A 3,069-nucleotide genomic window follows, 5' to 3' on the forward strand; every position below is an offset into this window, starting at 1 on the left:
GGTAGCACCGCTCTGAATCCACCAAGTCGATCCGTTGGTGCAGTCACGACGGAACAAGGCAAGATCAGTAGTGCCGTCACCGTCATAATCACCGGGCACAGGAATATCCGTGCAGCCACCATAACGGTGACCACTACGGATCTGATTACCGGTAGCACCGCTCTGAATCCACCAGGCCGATCCATCCGCCGGGCTCGACCGGTACAGCGCGAGGTCACTGCGCCCATCCGCGTCGTAGTCACTCAGCGCCAGGTTCTGGGCACTCCCACTGTTGCCGACCCGCTGGTCGCCCTCCATGGGCTGTGGGCTGTCGGTGCTGGTCCAGCCCGGCGCGTTACAGGTGTTCCACAGGATCCAATCTGTCAGATCATCAACCCGCGTTCCGGTCGCCCCGTCCTGAGTTGCATTCTCCCCCAAGCAGCCCTTCTGCCAGGACGTATTGTTGATCGCCACCAGTTGCGCGTTACCGTCGTTCTCCCGGAATGCGGGTCCACCCGCGTCACCCTTGCAGATCGTCGCGCCATCGGCGGCACCCACAACATCGATGAGTGAAGGTTCGACATCCTGGACGGTGAATGATGCGGCGTGCAACTGATTCGGCACCCACTCCGTCGCGGTTCGGCCGTACCCCGCGATCTTGAGCGTCTCGGGGGCGGCCGGTACGGTGGCGATCGGAATGGTTGGGACCTCGGACACCGGCACGGGCAGTTGAACGAGGGCAAGATTCCGGTCCGGATGCGGAATGATCGAGACGGCCGAAGCCTCGTAGCCGGTCGCTTCTGTAAGGTCGGTGCGTCCGACCACAACGGTGGTCGGTCGGGTTGGTGGTCCGGCGACAACCGGCGTACTCCCCTCGGCGAAGCAATTCTTCGCCGTCACCACCCAACTCCGTTCTATCAGAGCGCCTGAACAGGCGTGCACCTGACCAAAAGTAATCTTTGCGGTGAAGGAATAGGTGCCGTCTGGTACGGGGGTAGCCCTGGCGACAGCGCCAGCCGAGCCACCGCCCAGCACGCTGGTCACCATTGTAATTCCAAGTGCCGCCCCACCCCAGCGACGCAAGTTACGCAGTGACAAGAAGTCCCTCCAGGAGATATGCATATCTGCAGGCCGATAAGATCGGGATCAGATACTACCAGAGGGTCTACCGAATTCGAGCCCCCCTAAGAGGACGTAATCCACCTTGAAGACTCGCCGACACTTCGGGGTAAACGAAGGTCAGTCTCACCCTCGAAGGACTACGAGTCGGATGCTGAAAGTAGTACTACGCAGATTCAATTACCACAAAAGCCATTAGCCCTAATGCACCCTTACAGCCATGAATCAACGCGCTTCCGGGGGCTTCGGCAAAAATCACGCCTTTTTGGGGTGAGTACGGGTGTTCAACTGGGATTCGGCCTGCGGACGCCACCCCAGGTCATGCGGCACGCCTGTCAAACACCAGCTCGAGACAGCTCCGCCTACGGCTCGGACTACCCAGACCAACCCTCGACAGTGGGTAGCACCAGCGCGGACGGGTGCCGCCCGCACACCACTATCGCCGACCACCACAGCAGAGGGGTCAACGATCCGCCGCCGCACTGGCCGATGCTCTGAACAGATGCGTCCTGCCGTCGGGCAACGCGATGCCGCTGCCGCCCGGAGGCCAGGGGCTTCGCATCACCCGCGTCACACCACACAGCGCAGGAGTGTCCACTAAACCCAGTTGTGGCGACCGCATAGATCTGCCTCCCCGTCGCCATGGCTTCATCTGGCCGCTCCACCACGTGCCGGTGGAGGCAGCCCGAGGGTCCACTATGTTAAGGCGTTGACACAGTGCGATCAGTGGCCAGCCCATACCGAACCCATTGACCCACTTGGTCCAGAATCTGGGAATCAATACTACTGACACCAAATTATGGTCATAAATTTCAACAAAAGGCAAGCATCTTCGCCATAGGCCACTCGAGATGGGGCAAAAATTCTTGAGAGTTTGATCTAAGCTGACCTGCGGAGCGCGCCAGAAACACTCGTCAGCATTCGGGGGTCGGAGCGTGGTCCTCCACCCCCCAACACACCTCTCACGGGAGAACCCTTGCCATCACATCACCGACGCCGTTGGAGCGTAGCGTTACTCGGAACCACACTGGTTGCCGGAATATTGAGCGGCAGCTCAGCCAGCGCGGTCGCCGGGAGCGATCCGGTCCCAGACGGCGCTCACAGCTTTACCACAAAAATCAATTTTGGTGACATCTCTGCGTGTAGCGGAGCCCTGATAGCACCGAATTGGGTAGTGACAGCGAAGAGCTGTTTCATCGAGGGGGAAGCGCCCGTTGCCGCCGGGGCGCCCACCCAACCAACGACCGTGGTTGTTGGTCGTACGGACCTAACAGAGCCTACCGGCTACGAAACCCCGGCGGTCACGATCACACCACACCCGGACCGCAACCTTGCCCTCGTTCGGATTTCCAGGCGTATGGTCGAAGTCCCGGCTATCCCGATTGCTGCCATCGAGCCAGCTTCCGCCGAGACACTCACGGTCTCCGGGTACGGTCGGACCTCGACTGAATGGGTGCCGAATCGGCTACATGCCGCCCCATTCACGGTCCAGGAAGTTGATCCCGAACTCATCAGTATTGATGGCGCCACGGCTGACGCGACGATCTGTAAGGGCGACGCCGGAGGCCCAGTATTCCGAGAAAGCAACGGCGACCCGCAGCTCGTAGCGATCAACAACACGTCCTGGCAGAAGGGCTGCTTGGGCGAGACAGCAACCCAGGACGGCGCGACTGGCACTAGAGTTGACGACCTCGCCGACTGGATCCAGGAAAGCACCCCGCTCGGCTGTAACGCAGCAGGATGGGCCACCGGCAGTCAGGTGAGTCAAGTTGTCCAGACCGGGGACTACACCGGTGACTGCATACCCGACCTGATCAACCAGAATCCCAGTGGGACGCTCCGGGGCTGGCACGGCACCGGCGACCTCACCGCCGATAACAAACTATTCACCAACTCATACATCGTCGGCGGCGGCTGGACCACGTCATCATTCCCACGCATCATCACCGGCGACTTCAACGGCGACGGCCG

Annotated in this window: 2 protein-coding genes; one reads left to right on the top strand and one right to left on the bottom strand. The window is 60.7% G+C overall.

Annotated elements, in window-relative coordinates; all coding sequences use genetic code 11:
* Positions 1–1,026: trypsin-like serine protease (locus B116_RS26875; protein WP_155255760.1), on the bottom strand; the 1,026-nt coding region annotated here is incomplete at its 3' end.
* A gap of 1,114 nt (positions 1,027–2,140) precedes the next feature.
* On the opposite strand from B116_RS26875, the gene B116_RS26880 reads away from it, so the two are divergent.
* Positions 2,141–3,069, top strand: a 929-nt coding sequence (locus tag B116_RS26880; RefSeq protein WP_397540800.1) for a trypsin-like serine protease, incomplete at its 3' end; no start/stop codon positions are given.

This window comes from Salinispora fenicalii (genome assembly GCF_000514815.1).
In the GTDB taxonomy this organism is placed as follows: domain Bacteria; phylum Actinomycetota; class Actinomycetes; order Mycobacteriales; family Micromonosporaceae; genus Micromonospora; species Micromonospora fenicalii.